Annotated in this window: 1 protein-coding gene; it reads left to right on the top strand. The window is 70.6% G+C overall.

All coding sequences use genetic code 11. The features are described from left to right. A partial coding sequence (locus KBY47_RS36215; RefSeq protein WP_210928890.1) for a DNRLRE domain-containing protein occupies nt 1–793 on the top strand: 793 nt, incomplete at both ends.

The following is a 793-nucleotide window of genomic DNA, read 5'->3' as shown; positions in this document are numbered from 1 at the left end:
GATCACCGACGGGGTGCCGCAGCCCTGGCTGACGGTCGGCAACAACTCCACCGCCTACGGCACCACGCGTACGGCGCTGAAGTTCCCCGACCTGGACATCCCCAGCTCGGCCCGGGTCCTGGACGCCTCCGTCCGGCTGTGGGGCACCCAGACGACCACCGGGGCCTCCGGCGCGGTCTACGAGATGCGCCCGCTGACCCGTGACTTCGACGAGGCCACCGCCACCTGGACCAAGGCCGACGCCACCACCAACTGGACGACCGCGGGCGGCGACTACGGCACCGCTGTCTCGGACACCGTCCCGGCGATGAGCAACGACCCGTCGCGCCAGGACTGGAGCGCCACCAGCCTGGTCCAGGACTGGGTGCGCGACCCCGGCAGCGACCGGGGTGTGCTGCTGAAGATGCAGGACGAGTCGGTTCAGCAGGAGCGGACGGTGTTCCTGTCGTCCGAGGCGGGCGAGAAGCGGCTGCGTCCGCGCATGGTCGTGACGTACATCGACGCGACCACCGCCTCGACGTACCACGCGCCGAAGACTCCGGCGCGGATGACCCCGAACTCCGACTACAGCGTGGAGTTCACGCTCACCAACACCACCGACACCGTGTGGCGGGCCGCCGACCGGGCGCTGTCCTACACCTGGGCGCTGCCCGACGGCACCGACGTCACCACCGGCGGCAACCAGGCCCGGACGGCCCTGCCCAAGGACGTCGTCCCCGGTGACACGGTCACCGTCCAGGCGCAGGTGAAGACGCCGATCAACTCGGCGTCCGGCAACAAGCGCACCGACTAC

The sequence above is a fragment of the Streptomyces sp. B93 genome, from assembly GCF_018070565.1.
Lineage (GTDB): Bacteria > Actinomycetota > Actinomycetes > Streptomycetales > Streptomycetaceae > Streptomyces.
Note: the sequence above shows the minus strand (reverse complement) of the source record. Positions and strands in the feature narration are given on the sequence as shown.